Raw genomic sequence first — 15838 nt, forward strand, 5'->3', positions numbered from 1 at the left:
TTATTTACTGGTATCTAACTCTGGGAAACTTTTTACCACTTCATCAATTGCTTTAATTTGAGCTAAGAAAGGCTCTAATTTTGCAAGTGGTAACGCTGATGGGCCATCACAAAGAGCATTATCTGGTTCTGGATGAGCTTCAAGAAATAACCCAGCAAGACCAACAGCCATACCTGCACGTGCTAATTCTGCAACTTGTGCACGACGTCCACCAGATGCAGCACCAAATGGGTCACGGCATTGTAATGAATGCGTAACGTCAAAAATAACTGGTGCACCTTGTGATGCTTGCATCATGACATGAAAACCTAACATATCAACAACTAAGTTATCGTAACCAAAATTACTACCGCGATCACACAGAATAACTTGGTCGTTACCGCCTTCCTTAAATTTATCAACGATATTCCCCATTTGACCAGGGCTGACAAACTGCGGTTTTTTCACGTTGATCACTGCACCTGTTTTTGCCATCGCTTCAACAAGATCAGTTTGACGCGCTAAAAATGCAGGTAATTGGATAACATCCACAACTTCTGATACAGGTTGAGCTTGTGCAGCTTCATGAACGTCAGTAATAATTTTAACGCCAAAAGTTTCTTTTAACTCTTGGAAAATTTTCATCCCTTCTTCTAAGCCTGGGCCACGGTAAGAATGGATTGAAGAACGGTTTGCTTTATCAAAAGAAGCTTTGAATACATAAGGAATATTCAGTTTTTGAGTTACAGTGACGTAATGCTCACAAATACGCATGGCTAAATCGCGCGATTCTAATACATTCATGCCACCAAAAAGCACAAATGGCAGGTCATTTGCTACCTTGATATCACCAATATTCACCACTTTATGTTGCATATTTATCCCTATACTGTTTGTAATGTACTGTGTTAATGAAGTACGTTTCTTAAATTTTTAATGTAGAACAATAGGATTTTGTTCTATCGAATGAATTTGGATTTTGATCATCTCTGAAATAGGATCTTCAGGACATTGCTCAACAAAATAGTTTAAATCAGAAATCGCCACATGATTACACTCTAACTGAGCAAAAATAAGTCCGCGATCACGTATTTCGTAAGGATCTTCAGGATCAAACATTAACACCGTTTCACTGGCTTTTAATGCTTGCTCCATATTCTTTTCTTCCATTAAAGATACTTTCAATGTATCCAAAAGCTTACGAATAATAGAGCTATATTCTGATTCTTCTAAATCTGCCGCTAATAATACAGAAGAGCCACCTACATTCCCTTTTAACCAAACTTCTAAAGTATGTTGCGATAGATATTCACCATTTATTGGATTTAAAAATAACGGTTGTTCATTAGGAATATCTATTCTGATAATAAGTTGTGTAGGAAAGATAACCGGTACTAAGGGTAAATTTAACGCTTGCGCGATATAAATAAGAATCGAGCCCAATGAAACAGGAGAGCCTACATGAGTCGCTAATACTTTATCTAACCATAAAGTATCAGAAAGGCGATATTTGCCACTAGCACCACTAAAATGCCACTGTTTATAAAACAGTTTTAGCAATGCTTCTAGCTGCTCTTTAATATTTCCTTGTTGGGGAATTTCAGCTTCTGCTTGTTCAACTAACTGTGCTAGTTGGTAACCAACAGAAGTGGTTGGAAAATCAGGTCGAATAGCCTGAGAGATAAGGATCATGCCCTTAACTAAAGGGGCTTTATTAAATTCGTAATCAGCTATGGTTTCTATCATAATTCCAACGACCTACTGTCACTCGCTCATTACCGCCATAATCACGGAAAGTTTCCACACAGCAGTAACCCTTATCAATAAAAATATTGCGTACACCTTCACCCTGTTGCCAGCCATGCTCCAATAATACCCAACCATTATCAGTTAAAAACTGACGAGCAGTTTCAATGATAATTTCGATATCAGCAAAACCATTTTTACCAGCAACTAATGCAGTTAAAGGTTCAAAACGAACATCCCCTTGATGAATATGCTCATCATTTTCATCAATATAAGGAGGATTACTAATTATCATACCAAATTGATGCCCAGAGAGTGAACTAAACCAACAACTTTCCATAAATTCGGTGTTGTTTAATGCTAAATTGCTTGCATTCTCTTGCGCTAATTTCACTGCTTCAGCTTGAAAATCCACACCAACAATATGGCAGTCTGGGCGTTCTGATGCCATTGCTAACGCAATAGCGCCGGTTCCAGTTCCTAAATCAAGAATACAGGTTGGCTCTAATGGCAGTTTTTCTAATGCTCTTTCAACAAGGCATTCTGTATCTGGACGAGGAATTAATGTTGCAGGTGAGACTTTTAAAGGCAGTGACCAAAACTCTCTCTCGCCGACTAAATAAGCAATAGGTTCACCTTTAATGCGTCGAGTAAGCAATTGCGATAATTGAGCTAATTCGTCTGACGAAAGTACCGTTTCATTAAAGGCAATTAAATAAGTGCGAGTACGTTTTGTTACGTAACCAAGGAGAATTTCAGCATCTCGTTTAGGGCTGTCACTTTCGATTAATTGCAAGGCTGCTTTACGCAGCCATTGTTCATAATTCATTAATTTAACTCAGAAAGTGCTGAAAGTTGATCCGCTTGATATTCGGTCACGATAGGCTGAATTAATGGTTCTAATTTTCCTTCCATCACCTCATCTAAACGATAAAAAGTGAGGTTGATGCGGTGATCAGTGACACGACCTTGTGGAAAGTTGTACGTTCTAATTCGGTCAGAACGGTCACCTGAGCCCAATAAGTTACGACGTTCAGAAGCTTCTGCTTCTTGACGCTTTTGTATTTCAGCCGCACGAATGCGTGCGCCTAATACAGACATCGCCTTAGCTTTATTTTTGTGCTGTGAACGTTCATCCTGACATTCCACCACAATTCCTGTTGGAATATGCGTAATACGAATAGCAGAATCGGTAGTGTTAACGTGCTGACCACCCGCCCCTGAAGAACGGAATGTATCAATACGCAAGTCACTTGGACTGATTTCAGGTAATTCAGCTTCAGGTACTTCAGCTAATACGGCAACCGTACAAGCAGATGTATGAATACGACCTTGAGATTCCGTTTCAGGAACACGTTGAACACGGTGACCACCAGATTCAAACTTCAATACACCATAAGCGCCATCGCCGACGACTTTTGCAATGATTTCTTTATAGCCACCATGCTCACCTTCGTTAGCATTCATGACTTCAATACGCCAGCGACGTGATTCTGCATAACGACTATACATACGGAATAAATCACCCGCAAATAATGCCGCTTCATCGCCTCCAGTTCCCGCACGAATTTCAAGGAAACAGTTAAATTCATCATCAGGATCTTTAGGCAGTAACAGCACTTGTAGTTGTTGCTCTAAATCATCGTTTAATGCTTGTGCTTCTTTTAGCTCTTCTTGTGCCATCTCTTTCATTTCAGGATCATCAAGCATCATTTCAGCTGCTTCGATATCGTCTTGCACTTTTCGCCATTGGCTAAAACAAGTCGTGACGTCAGTCAATTGAGAGTATTCTTTTGAAAGCGCACGAAAACGCTCCTGAGAGGCAATAACATCGGCTTCTGACAGAAGTGCCTGAATTTCTTCATAACGCTCTTGTAGAGCTTCCAACTTAGCGACAATAGAAGGCTTCATTCGTAGATTAAGATCCTGTTAGACAAAGTTAATTATGGGTAATACCCAAACTTTCACGTAATAAATTCAGGCGTTCAATATCACCATCACTGGCAGCCTGTTGAAGAGATTTTGTTGGTGTGTGAATAAGACGATTCATCAATTGATGAGAGAGTTGTTGGATAACTTTTTCTGCATCCACTCCATTTTGTATCAATGTGATGGCTTTTTCTGTCATTTCTGCACGTAACATTTCAGCGCTGTCTCGATATTCTCGAATTGCCCCCACAGCACCTTGTGCCCGTAGCCAATCCATAAATTGTCCGCTTTCTTGCTGGACAATATGCTCTGCTTGAATTGCAGCAGCTTGGCGTTGTTCACGGTTATGTTGAATAATCGCTTCTAAATCATCAACACTATAAAGATAAACATTATTCAGTTTTTCGATATCTTGCTCAATATCACGGGGAACCGCGATATCCACCAGCAACATAGGCTGATTACGGCGCTTTTTAAGCGCTCTTTCAACCATTCCCTTACCAATAATCGGTAATGGGCTTGCCGTAGAACTAATGACGATATCAGCCTGTGAAAGACATTCGTCAATATCTGATAATGTAATGACTTCGGCATCCACTTCATTTGCTAAACGCTGAGCACGTTCTTTTGTGCGATTAGCAATAACGATTTTTTTAACTTGATGTTCACGCAAGTGGCGAGCAACTAATTCTATTGTCTCACCGGCCCCTACTAACAAAATAGTCAAAGAAGACAGCGATTCAAATATTTGACGTGCTAATGTACAAGCAGCGAAAGCAACAGAAACTGCGTTCGCACCAATTTGAGTCTCTGTTCTCACTCTTTTCGCAACTGAAAAAGACTTTTGAAACAAACGTTCCAGCTCTGAAGAGAGTGAGTGATAGTTTTGAGAATCGGCAAAGGCTTTTTTAACTTGCCCTAATATTTGCGGTTCACCTAATACTAAAGAATCTAAGCCACTCGCCACTCGCATTAAATGGCTGACAGCTTGATTATCCTGATGCCAATAAACACTATTTTTCAGTTCATTTGGCTCTATTTGGTGATATTGACATAACCAGCGAATAAGCTGTTCATGGCTATTTTCTTTGTCTTCCATACTAAGATAGAGCTCAGTACGGTTACAAGTAGACAGCACAACACCGCCTCTAACAGCGGGTTGCTGTAAGAGGTTATTTAAGGCATCACCCATGGTATCGGGAGAAAAAGAGACTTTCTCACGTAAAGCAACGGGGGCTGTTTTATGATTAATACCTAATGCTAATAACGTCATATCAACTATATCGAGTTATGAATAAATACCGCCTCGCGACTTGACTTAGTGTAAACCTAAAACAGCGCATTTAGTATGGACTCTTCATTCCGGTCATTCTACTTGATGAACAGATTCAATAAAAGAGCTTACTTGAGTGATAGAAGATTTCTATACACAATTTAACGAAATATCGTTATATCATAAGGTTTATGATACTCTTTTTTTCAACTAATAACGAATTAAAGGAATGTCTCAGCTATGTGTTCACGCTTTTTTTCAACCAAACAACTCCTGCGCCTTATCCCGCTAACGGCGTTGTTGCTGAGTGCCTGTAATCTAAATCAGATAAAGACTCAAGGTTTGGCATCTGATAACGATGTGCAATGGCAAGCTCGCCAACAAGCATTAAAAAAAATTTCACAATATGAAACTCGAGGCGCTTTTGCTTATATCGAAGATACCAACAAAACCTATGCCCGATTCTATTGGCAAGACAGAGCCGATGAACGTTATCGCTTATTACTTACCAATCCTTTAGGTACAACCGAACTTGATTTAAATGTCATGCCCGGCGTAATTGAAGTTACTGATAATAAAGGTAAAAAATATTATAGCGACAACCCTGCAGAGATGATCTACCAACTTACAGGTATGGTTATTCCACTCAAAAATCTGCGTGCTTGGCTTATTGGTTTACCAGGTGATGCAACTGATTTCGAGTTAGATGCTAATCACTTATTAAAATCTGTCACATTACCAGCACCTGAAGGTGATTGGATCGTGACTTACCAAGCTTATGATTCAAGTACCACCCCCAACTTGCCACAGCGCCTTGAGTTAAAACAAGGCGAACGTACTATCAAATTAAAAATGGATAACTGGGATATACAGCAATGACTCTAAGTTGGCCCTCTCCTGCCAAATTAAATCTTTTTCTCTACATCACGGGAAAACGCCCTGATGGTTATCACAATTTGCAAACGTTATTTCAGTTTTTAGATTATGGTGACACATTAACCATTACACCTCGTGATGATACCCAGTTAACTATCTTAACGCCAATTGATGGTGTAAAAGATAAAGATAATTTAATTATTAAAGCCGCTAAATTGCTGCGTGATTATTGCCAACAACATAATATCCCTTTGCAGTATCACGGTGCAGATATCAGTGTCGATAAAAAACTTCCTATGGGAGGTGGCTTAGGTGGCGGTTCATCCAATGCAGCAACGACATTAATTGCACTTAATTACCATTGGCAAGCAGGACTAAGCGACGAAATCTTAGCCGAATTAGGTGTTAGTTTGGGCGCAGATGTCCCCGTATTTGTAAAAGGTCATGCCGCATTCGCCGAAGGTGTTGGTGAAATTTTGACCCCAGCAGAACCAAAAGAGCAGTGGTATTTGGTCGCACATCCTGGAATTTCCATTCCAACACCGACAATCTTCACAGATCCAGAATTAAAACGTAATTCTCCTATTCGCTCTCTTGGCGCATTATTAAAGGCTCCGTTTGAAAATGACTGTGAAATGATCGCAAGAAAACGTTTTCGTGAGGTTGAATATCTGCTTTCGTGGCTGTTAGAATATGCACCGTCACGCTTAACTGGGACAGGTGCATGTGTGTTCGGCGAGTTCGACTCACAAGTTGCCGCTAGTGAAGTGTTAATTAACGCCCCTGAGTGGGTGCATGGGTTTGTAGCGCAAGGCGTCAACATTTCCCCTCTGCATTTATTCCGCTCAAGGATACCTGTGTTATTGCACCCGTAAAATGATGTTTACAAACCTTATGTTCATAAACACGTTCTCTACAGGTCAACAATATCTCTCTCTGGACGCAAGCCTGAGGTTTTTCTCGTGCCCGATATGAAGCTTTTTGCTGGTAACGCAACCCCGGAACTGGCTCAACGTGTTGCCAACCGACTCTACACTAGCCTAGGAGACGCGGCTGTAGGTCGTTTTAGCGACGGTGAAGTCAGTGTGCAAATCAACGAAAACGTACGTGGTGGTGATGTATTTATCATTCAATCAACCTGTGCACCTACTAATGATAACTTAATGGAATTAGTAGTCATGGTTGACGCATTACGTCGAGCTTCCGCTGGTCGTATCACTGCTGTTATTCCTTACTTTGGTTATGCCCGTCAGGATCGCCGTGTTCGTTCAGCCCGTGTTCCTATTACGGCAAAAGTTGTTGCGGATTTCTTATCTAGTGTAGGCGTAGACCGCGTTTTAACCTGTGACTTACACGCAGAACAAATCCAAGGGTTCTTTGATGTACCGGTTGACAATGTCTTCGGCAGCCCAATTCTTTTAGAAGATATGCTTCAAAAAGATTTGGACAACCCTATTGTTGTTTCTCCAGATATTGGCGGTGTTGTTCGCGCTCGTGCTATCGCTAAACTGCTAAACGACACTGATATGGCTATCATTGATAAACGTCGCCCTCGTGCTAACGTTTCTCAAGTTATGCATATTATTGGTGATGTTGCTAACCGCGACTGTATCCTTGTTGACGATATGATCGACACAGGCGGTACATTGTGTAAAGCAGCTGAAGCGCTGAAAGAACGTGGTGCGAAACGCGTATTTGCTTACGCGACTCACCCAATCTTCTCTGGTAATGCTGTTGAGAACATCAAAAGCTCTGTTATTGATGAAGTGGTTGTCTGCGATACAATTCCGTTATCAGCAGAAATCAAAGCATTAAATAAAGTCCGCTCATTGACTCTTTCTGGCATGTTGGCTGAAGCAATTCGCCGTATTAGCAATGAAGAGTCAATCTCTGCAATGTTTGAACATTAATTTGTTATAACATTCATTGTAATTTGAGATAACTAAACCCGCTATAGCATTTGTTATGGCGGGTTTTTTGTTGTTTTTTCTAAATTAAAAATTTTAGGCAACAAAAAACCCGTTATCATTAAACGGGTCTATAGATGTGTATTACAATGCGTAATGACAACTATTATTCACTCAACATCAGTTTTAGCTTCATTGTTTTTTTTATCTATTCTGATATTTATTTGTGATAATAACATTATGGATAACGATGATTGTCATGACGGCGATAACGCTCATCATGGTTACGTAACCACCAATATCTTTCTGCTATTGTTTCTCTACCACCGATACGGGCACCTGCTAACCAAACTAAAGCACCAATAAAGATCCCCATCAAAGAGATATCTGATAAAAATTCAGGCAATCCTAATGGGAAAATATGAGTAAGAAGTGTATAACCTAGACTACCGAGCATAACAATCATCCCAATAGCCATACATAAATTACCAACTGCAAATGCATGTTTATATTTCATGTTGCACCTCCAAGCGCATCGTCAGACGATTCAACAACAAAATACATCGAATAACCTTTTGTTCTTTGTAGTTATTATAGCCATAAATACTAAGAAGTTATTGTCGAAGGGATCACATCGCCTCGAAATTTATTGATAATTCTTAACAAAAAATGTGTTTTTTTATTTCAAAAGAAGAAAATAGAACCAATTTTGTCAATTTCGCTCTTTTTGTTAAATCAAAGAAGTGACATTCCCTTTGATTATCATTTCAAAAAAACATTCTATGTAATCTATTTTGTGCTTCTGAGCTTAGACAGGTAAACTATGACCTTTCTTTTAAGACGATAACAGTGAAAGGCTATTGTGAGTAAAATTAAACTTATCGTCGGGTTAGCAAACCCCGGTGCAGATTATGCCCAGACTCGCCATAATGCGGGAGCTTGGTATGTTGATTTATTGGCTCAACGTCATCAACAATCTCTAAAAGAAGAGAGTAAATTCTTTGGTTATACCGCGCGCATTAATTTGAATGGTAATGATGTTCGATTATTAGTGCCTACAACTTTTATGAACTTAAGTGGTAAAGCGGTACAAGCAATGGCAAATTTCTATCGTATTGAGCTTGATGAAATTTTAGTTGCACATGATGAACTCGATTTACCACCCGGTGTTGTCAAAATGAAGTTAGGTGGTGGCAATGGCGGCCATAACGGATTAAAAGATATTCAAAGTAAGTTTGCTAATAATCCTAACTTCTATCGTTTGCGTATTGGTATTGGTCACCCTGGTGATAAAAATAAAGTAGTGGGTTTTGTATTAGGCAAACCGCCGATAAGTGAACAAAAATTAATTGATGATGCTATTGATGAAGCACTTTCATGCACAGATATTTTAATGCGTGATGGTTATGAGAAAGCAATAAACCGATTACATAGCTTTAAAGCGTAATCATTATATTGATAAATTGAGTAATTTTAATTTTCAGAGGGTAAAACCTCTCTTCTTTTGTGCGAATACTCCCTGATGATTTAATCAATCGGGGATTTGCTCTATAATAGCGCCAAATTTTTTTAACAGCACACAACAGGAATACTCCCTTCTGTTGTGTTTATGTGACAAGGTGAACGTTTATGGGATTTAAATGTGGTATCGTCGGTCTGCCTAACGTAGGAAAATCTACACTGTTTAATGCCTTAACTAAGGCAGGTATTGAGGCAGCCAACTTCCCATTCTGTACTATCGAACCAAACACAGGTGTTGTTCCAATGCCTGATCCTCGCTTAGATAAACTGGCTGAAATCGTTAAACCACAGCGTATTTTACCTACCACAATGGAATTTGTTGATATTGCAGGTTTAGTAAAAGGGGCTTCTAAAGGCGAAGGTTTAGGCAACCAATTCCTAACTAATATTCGTGAAACTGAAGCCATTGGCCATGTGGTTCGTTGTTTTGAAAACGACAATATCATTCACGTTGCGGGCAAAGTTGATCCTGCTGAAGATATCGAAACTATCAATACTGAACTTGCCCTTTCTGACTTAGATACCTGTGAACGCGCAATGCATCGTAACCAGAAAAAAGCCAAAGGTGGCGATAAAGTTGCTAAAGCAGAAATGGAAGTGTTAGAAAAATGCTTACCGCATTTAGAAAATGCGGGTATGTTACGTGCTTTAGATTTAACGGAAGAAGAAAAAGCGACTATTCGTTATTTAAGCTTCTTAACGTTAAAACCAACAATGTATATTGCAAACGTTAATGAAGATGGTTTTGAAAACAATCCCTATCTTGAAACTGTTCGCAAAATTGCCGAAGCAGAAGGCTCTGTGGTTGTTCCTGTTTGTGCCGCAATTGAAGCTGATATTGCTGAGTTAGAAGATGCTGAACGTGAAGAGTTTATGCAAGATTTAGGCATTGAAGAGCCTGGCTTAAACCGTGTTATTCGCGCGGGTTACTCATTACTGAACTTACAAACTTACTTCACTGCTGGCGTTAAAGAAGTACGTGCATGGACAATCCCTGTAGGTGCAACAGCGCCGCAAGCCGCAGGTAAAATCCACACTGACTTTGAAAAAGGCTTTATCCGTGCCCAAACCATCGCCTATAACGATTTTATCACTTACGGTGGTGAACAAGGGGCGAAAGAAGCAGGAAAAATGCGTGCAGAAGGTAAAGAGTATATCGTTCAAGACGGCGATGTAATGAACTTCTTATTTAATGTGTAATAGCTATTTATACTAAACATCATATCTAAACCCACGAATAATTCGTGGGTTTTTTATCGATATTTCAATTTAATTTAAATGTTATCATTAAAAACTTTCCTTCCATTAACTAATAATTACAAATAGAAACTACAATATACTCACTATTACATTCACGTCTTTTCCTGAACCTATTCGCATACACTTTCATCACCCAAAGCGAATATTTTAGATATCAAAAGATAATTTATCTTATCTTTCTAGTAACCCACCTATAAAACTATTAATCTAACTCTTTTTAGCTAGAACTTTCACCTATCATATTTATAACTCTATCTTATTAATAAAATCCCACTGATTAATATCTTTAAAAAATAATTAATTATAAAAATTAAGTTATATTTAATTTACGGAATCATAACTATCACTTCTTATTTAATTACAATAAAAACATTTGAAATATTTATGAATAAGGCTAATACTTAATTCATAATCAGTTAATGATTATTGTTTATTAAATAAAGGAAAGGAATGGCTTTACCATGAATAATAATTTTCAATCTAATGTGCGAGATAATAGTGATATAAAAAATAATAAAAATAATTATTGTCAATGTGGACAAGAAATAATTACAAACTTAAACAATTATATTAATAAACATCCCGAATGTACTGTTTATCAAAACTCATTAATGAGCAGTTTGATTGCAGGTGTTTATGATAGTGATATCACAATTGCTGAATTATTAAAGCATGGTGATTTTGGTTTAGGCACATTTGAACAACTTGATGGCGAACTCGTTGCATTCGACAATAATGTTTTTCAATTACGCTCTGATGGTAGTGCTCGTGAAGCTTTGCATTCTCAAAAATCTCCTTTCGCTGTAATGACATTTTTTAATTGTGATATTGAACATCACTTTTCTTATGGTGCATCACAAAAAGAGATACACAATATCATTAATCAGTATGTTCCTTCTGATAATTTATTTTGTGCGATCAAAATTGAAGGCGAATTTGAGCTAGTCAAAACACGTACCGTTCCCCGTCAAGCCCCCCCCTATCTTCCAATGTTAGAGGCTATTGAAAATCAACCTATTTTTACATTTCACAATGAGACTGGAATTATTGCTGGATTTCGCTCACCACAATTTACTCAAGGAATAAATGTTGCAGGATTTCATGAACATTATATTAATCAACAACGCCAAGGTGGTGGTCACGTCCTTGATTATTATTTAAAACAAGGCATCTTACAAATCGGTGTTATTTCCCGCCTTACTATTGATTTACCCAGTCATTCAACTTTCCTCCAAGCGAACTTAATGCCAGATAATCTTCGCCAGGCAATAGAACAAGCCGAAAATTAATTTAAAAGCCGCTTCATTTTATTCTCAATCTAATTTTTTATTCACTTGCAAAATTAAAGAAGGTTATATGAATACTCCTCATTGGAAATGTGGTGCAGATTTAGTTGTCAAACAATTAGAACAACATGGCATTAAACAAGTATTTGGTATTCCGGGCGCAAAAATAGATCGTGTATTTGATTCTCTTGTTGATTCAACTATTGAAACAGTGGTGGTTCGTCATGAAGCTAACGCTGCCTTTATGGCAGCCGCAGTTGGACGTTTAACAGGCAAAGCGGGAGTCGCTATCGCAACATCAGGACCAGGATGTTCTAATCTTGCGACAGGCATCGCCACTGCCACATCAGAAGGCGATCCATTAGTTGCATTGGGAGGAGCAGTAAAGTCCTCAGATAGATTAAAACTAGTTCATCAAAGCATGGATACCGTTACCATGTTTAATCCTATCACTAAATTCTGTGCAGAAATTGATTCTTCAAAATCTATTTCTGAAACCATGGCTAATGCCTTTCGCCATGCAGAATCAGGAAGACCCGGTTCAGCTTTTTTAACATTTCCAATGGATATTTTAAATAATGAAGTTGATAGCCCAATATTAGTACCAAAATCAAAATCTAATATGGGAGGCGCTAATAATGATGCTATCCAAGAAGCCGTTAAATTACTGCTGAATGCGAAAAGTCCCGTTATTTTATTAGGACTACAAGTTAGTTACCCTGAAAATGCATTAGCATTACAAGCACTACTCGATATTTGCCCGCTCCCGATTGTAGGCACTTATCAATCAGCAGGTGCGATCGCTCAACGCCATTTTCCTTTATTTGCTGGCCGTATTGGCTTATTTAATAATCAACCGGGTGATGAGTTATTATCTCATGCCGATTTAGTGATTACTTTAGGTTATAGCCCTATAGAATATGAACCGTCATTATGGAATCACAATAATGCCAATATTATTCATATAGACGAGATCCCTGCTGAAATTGATTTAGCTTACTGTCCTGATTTAGAATTAACAGGTAATATCAAATTAACAATAAATAATTTAACTCAGTATTTTGCTAAACAATCTACATCACAAATTACACTCTCAAATAATACTCGTCAGATTTTAGAGAAAATTCGTCACCAAAGAGAAATTTTGCAACAAAATAGTTATTTTCGACATGGTTCCCCTATTCATCCTTTAACCATCATCCATGAGATGCAAAATATTATTGATAACGATGTAACACTCTGTATTGATATGGGAAGTTTTCATATATGGCTTGCACGCTATCTTTATAGCTTTAGAGCAAGACAAATGTTAATTTCTAATGGACAACAAACTATGGGAGTTGCATTACCTTGGGGAATTGGTGCTTCTTTTGTTCGGCCTTCTGATAAAATTATTTCTGTTTCTGGTGATGGCGGCTTTATGCAATCGTCCATGGAATTAGAAACGGCGGTTCGTTTAAATACAAATATCTTACATATTATCTGGGTAGATAACGCTTATAATATGGTAGAAATGCAAGAGCAAGAAAAATATGGTCGTTGTTCTGGCGTAAAATTTGGTGCAATTGATTTTAAACGTTATGCTGAATCTTTCGGAGCTAAAGGGTTTTCTGTTGAATGTGCCTCTCAATTACGTACCGTCTTACATGAAGCAATGACTGTTAATGGTCCTGCTATTCTTGCTATTCCCGTCGATTACTGTGATAACGCTAAATTAATGAAACATATAGATTATAATTTGATTATTTAGCATGATACGAAACTAATCACAAAGAAGCCCCCAATAAGAATGAAATCAAAACACAAAGCCACTACAAATTAGCTTTGTGTTTTTTTTAACGAAAACTTCTCATATTTGGCTTCCTGCCATATTCTAAATTTAAAAATATTTCTTATTTAAATCGAGTCCAATATATTGTCACATGTCGATTAAACATTATATCTAACACCTATGTTTAATAACGGCAATAACTTATCTAACTTCGCTTTGCATTGAGTTCATTATAACTATTTTTAAACATTTCAAAATCTTCATTAAATAATTCATGGTAATTGACTTGTAAAATGTTTTTACTTACACCTTTGATATAAAGAGAAAATTTATTCCAACTTGTATGCATCCCTATCTCATCAGGAAATAACATATTTACTAGGTCTTCATGGCTAATAACTATCGTTTTATCACCACTTACAATAATATAATTTTTATTTTTCTTATCGCTCCAGTCAACTGTTTTATTATTCCAAAGATTTTCTTCTTTAACAAAGCCTTTTATCTTTTCTATTTCAAGATACTTATTGTATAATGACCTTGCTTTTTCCTGAATTGCTAAGTCATTATGATAAACAGTCAATGCCATCAATTTAATAAAACAACCATTTTTTCCCATCATGTATTCTTTGAGATTTTTATTATCAAGCTCATTGATTTGATCTAAAATAAAGGATAAAGTACCAGAAGAGAGCTTATTAGAATACATGTTAACCCTCTCATTTAACGCCTTAATATCTAATAATTTTTTAGCAAAACCTTTAATATTTTCATCTTTTAAATAATATTTCTTAGATGTTATATTATCGATCATTGAATCAATAGGAAATGATTTTAGCTTTATCTCACTACTATTATTTATTGGCTCTATAATCTGTTTTACAAGTTCTATTTTTATTTCTTTGTATTCATCACTTATTTTATTTATTGCATTTATTTTATTTAATGCATTACCACTTAACTTTTCGCTTAAGAGATAATCACTTTCAGTTTTATTAAAAGATTTAGCTTTAGAATTAAGTTCGACACCATCGAAATTGGCATTTGTAAAATTAACATTACTTAGATTAGAAACTAAAAAATCAAACTTAATATCTTTTAACTCTCTATTTTTAAAACCTTTATTTCTATTACTCAATGTGACGTCCTTATTTTTTATTTCACAACTTAGTAAGTTACCTGAGAGAGAAGTATTATTTAAAGATAGATTGTTACGTGTCAAATCAGGCGCAGATAATGCTCTATTAGATGAATGTGGTTTTAAATATTGCAATACGTTAATCATGATGTTCCTCTATGTGATTATATCAAAGTAGATAAAATAGTTTTAATCTGTTTTACATTGATGTCATAAACACTATAAAAATCATTAATCAAATACGCTATAATAAAAGGAGCAACATTAAGATTTAAAAATATTATAAAATCATTGTTGTTTATAGCTACCACACTAACCATCAACTTATCAACAGCACAGGCAGCAAACCCGTCTTGACAAAATTCCATACAATACAATAGTAAACATGAAATGTTGGAAATCACACTGAGCCAAATTTGATATATATACCAATGAAGCTGCAGATACCACCCTATATTCCCTATATTACAGAAAGATCGTCCTCTTCAAATAGTTGGAATGCTACAGCTTTAGTCAGTAGTACTGGTAACGATTATAGAGAGCAATATTGCAAAATCGACTTTAAAAATAAATTAGGTTGTATCACCTTCTCTATCTTATAAACAGAATAAATTGTATTTACACTTATCTCGCCTAATAATAACAACATTTAGAATTAGCAAACTTCACTAATGCAGTGTAATTAATCATAAGGTAAATCATCATGTCTCAAGCACAACATCCCTCTTCTCATGTCCGCTTTATTGCGGTTCGCCTTATTCCAGGTGAAGATGTGATTGTGGCATTACGGCAGATAATCGCCGATAATCAACTACAATCGTCTTACATTGCAGGTTGTGTAGGTAGCCTAACTGATGTTGCATTGCGCTTTGCTGGACGCGAAGAAAATCGCTATCTTACGGGTAAATTTGAAATTGTTTCACTGATTGGCACATTAGATGCTATAGGCGAACATCTTCATTTAGCCGTATCAGATGAAAATGGAATTATGTGTGGTGGACATATGATGCCAGGTTGTACAGTGCGCACGACGCTAGAGCTCGTTATTGGTGAGTTAGAGCAAGTGACTTTTAGCCGTCAGCCTTGTGAATACTCTGGTTATGAGGAGTTGGTCATCACACCGCGTTAATCATCTTTTTACAAAGAACCTTA

Annotated in this window: 16 protein-coding genes; 9 read left to right on the forward strand and 7 right to left on the reverse strand. The window is 37.1% G+C overall.

What is annotated here, in order from left to right; all coding sequences use genetic code 11:
* From kdsA to hemA, 5 genes are read right to left on the reverse strand one after another with little or no spacing between them, the layout of a single operon-like run.
* Positions 1 to 855, reverse strand: coding sequence for a 3-deoxy-8-phosphooctulonate synthase (gene kdsA, locus QSH13_RS07650; RefSeq protein ID WP_109397604.1), 855 nt, complete (start codon positions 853 to 855; stop codon positions 1 to 3).
* Positions 856 to 912: 57 nt separating this feature from the next.
* On the reverse strand, positions 913 to 1722 hold the full coding sequence (gene sirB1 / locus QSH13_RS07655; RefSeq protein WP_196544280.1) for an invasion regulator SirB1: 810 nt from the start codon (positions 1720 to 1722) through the stop codon (positions 913 to 915).
* Positions 1706 to 2554, reverse strand: a complete 849-nt coding sequence (gene prmC / locus QSH13_RS07660; RefSeq protein ID WP_196544259.1) for a peptide chain release factor N(5)-glutamine methyltransferase — start codon at positions 2552 to 2554, stop codon at positions 1706 to 1708. The genes sirB1 and prmC overlap by 17 nt, the downstream gene beginning before the upstream one ends.
* Positions 2554 to 3636, reverse strand: coding sequence for a peptide chain release factor 1 (prfA, locus tag QSH13_RS07665; RefSeq protein WP_109397607.1), 1083 nt, complete (start codon positions 3634 to 3636; stop codon positions 2554 to 2556). The genes prmC and prfA overlap by 1 nt, the downstream gene beginning before the upstream one ends.
* 28 nt (positions 3637 to 3664) lie before the next feature.
* Positions 3665 to 4927, reverse strand: a complete 1263-nt coding sequence (gene hemA, locus QSH13_RS07670; protein ID WP_196544257.1) for a glutamyl-tRNA reductase — start codon at positions 4925 to 4927, stop codon at positions 3665 to 3667.
* A gap of 240 nt (positions 4928 to 5167) precedes the next feature.
* On the opposite strand from hemA, the gene lolB reads away from it, so the two are divergent.
* The 3 genes from lolB to prs all read left to right on the forward strand — a co-directional run bounded on the left by lolB (position 5168) and on the right by prs (position 7713).
* Positions 5168 to 5806, forward strand: coding sequence for a lipoprotein insertase outer membrane protein LolB (gene lolB, locus QSH13_RS07675; protein ID WP_196544256.1), 639 nt, complete (start codon positions 5168 to 5170; stop codon positions 5804 to 5806).
* The gene (ispE, locus tag QSH13_RS07680; protein ID WP_196544255.1) at positions 5803 to 6678 is read left to right on the forward strand and encodes a 4-(cytidine 5'-diphospho)-2-C-methyl-D-erythritol kinase; all 876 of its coding nucleotides are present in this window, start codon (positions 5803 to 5805) and stop codon (positions 6676 to 6678) included. The genes lolB and ispE overlap by 4 nt, the downstream gene beginning before the upstream one ends.
* Positions 6679 to 6765: 87 nt before the next feature.
* The gene (prs, locus tag QSH13_RS07685) at positions 6766 to 7713 is read left to right on the forward strand and encodes a ribose-phosphate diphosphokinase (protein ID WP_036912921.1); all 948 of its coding nucleotides are present in this window, start codon (positions 6766 to 6768) and stop codon (positions 7711 to 7713) included.
* A 235-nt stretch (positions 7714 to 7948) separates the two neighbouring features.
* On the opposite strand, the gene ychH is transcribed toward prs, so the two are convergent.
* A complete protein-coding gene (ychH, locus tag QSH13_RS07690) occupies positions 7949 to 8227 on the reverse strand; it encodes a stress-induced protein YchH (protein WP_109397611.1) in 279 nt (92 codons plus the stop codon).
* Positions 8228 to 8572: 345 nt separating this feature from the next.
* On the opposite strand from ychH, the gene pth reads away from it, so the two are divergent.
* The 4 genes from pth to alsS all read left to right on the forward strand — a co-directional run bounded on the left by pth (position 8573) and on the right by alsS (position 13527).
* Positions 8573 to 9157 (forward strand): aminoacyl-tRNA hydrolase, encoded by a 585-nt coding sequence (pth, locus tag QSH13_RS07695; RefSeq protein WP_069369045.1) that lies wholly within the window; start codon positions 8573 to 8575, stop codon positions 9155 to 9157.
* 182 nt (positions 9158 to 9339) lie between these two features.
* Positions 9340 to 10431, forward strand: a complete 1092-nt coding sequence (gene ychF / locus QSH13_RS07700; protein ID WP_109397613.1) for a redox-regulated ATPase YchF — start codon at positions 9340 to 9342, stop codon at positions 10429 to 10431.
* Between the two features lie 521 nt (positions 10432 to 10952).
* Positions 10953 to 11780, forward strand: a complete 828-nt coding sequence (gene budA / locus QSH13_RS07705) for an acetolactate decarboxylase (protein ID WP_109397614.1) — start codon at positions 10953 to 10955, stop codon at positions 11778 to 11780.
* Positions 11781 to 11847: 67 nt separating this feature from the next.
* Positions 11848 to 13527 carry an acetolactate synthase AlsS gene (gene alsS / locus QSH13_RS07710; protein ID WP_109406220.1) on the forward strand — a complete coding sequence of 560 codons (1680 nt, stop codon included), beginning with the start codon at positions 11848 to 11850 and terminating at the stop codon, positions 13525 to 13527.
* Between the two features lie 226 nt (positions 13528 to 13753).
* Here the strand turns inward: alsS and QSH13_RS07715 are convergent, their stop codons facing one another.
* Positions 13754 to 14833, reverse strand: coding sequence for a hypothetical protein (locus tag QSH13_RS07715; RefSeq protein ID WP_196544349.1), 1080 nt, complete (start codon positions 14831 to 14833; stop codon positions 13754 to 13756).
* A 284-nt stretch (positions 14834 to 15117) separates the two neighbouring features.
* Between QSH13_RS07715 and QSH13_RS07720 the strand changes: the two genes are divergently transcribed.
* Positions 15118 to 15288, forward strand: a complete 171-nt coding sequence (locus QSH13_RS07720; protein ID WP_196544348.1) for a hypothetical protein — start codon at positions 15118 to 15120, stop codon at positions 15286 to 15288.
* Positions 15289 to 15389: 101 nt separating this feature from the next.
* Positions 15390 to 15815, forward strand: coding sequence for a PPC domain-containing DNA-binding protein (locus tag QSH13_RS07725; RefSeq protein WP_286039008.1), 426 nt, complete (start codon positions 15390 to 15392; stop codon positions 15813 to 15815).
* Positions 15816 to 15838: the final 23 nt, after the last annotated feature.

The organism is Proteus faecis, assembly GCF_030286765.1.
Classification (GTDB): Bacteria; Pseudomonadota; Gammaproteobacteria; order Enterobacterales; family Enterobacteriaceae; genus Proteus; species Proteus faecis.